Annotated in this window: 1 protein-coding gene; it reads left to right on the forward strand. The window is 66.7% G+C overall.

Annotated elements, in window-relative coordinates; translation table 11 throughout:
• The coding region (locus ACPYOG_RS19515) for a hypothetical protein (protein ID WP_481295780.1) at positions 1-268 on the forward strand (268 nt) is incomplete at its 5' end.
• Between the last annotated feature and the right edge of the window lie 5 nt (positions 269-273).

Below are 273 nucleotides of genomic sequence, written 5' to 3' on the forward strand. Positions count from 1 at the left end.
CCCCCCCCCCCCCCCCCCCCCCCCCCCCCCCCCCCCCCCCCCCCCCCCCCCCTTCCCAAACCAAAACCCGCCCCCCCAGATTAGCGAGTGTCTCGTGGGCTCGGAGATGTGTATAAGAGACAGACCTAGGAGATGCATGTCCCCCCTCAGCGTCGTCTTGCTCGGCGCGGTCGCCGGCCTCACCATCTTCTTGGGGCTGCCATTGGGCCGTGTGAAGTCGAGCACCTGTCTCTTATACACATCTCCGAGCCCACGAGACACTCGCTAATCTGG

Source organism: Leifsonia sp. HAY1-4F, assembly GCF_056755275.1.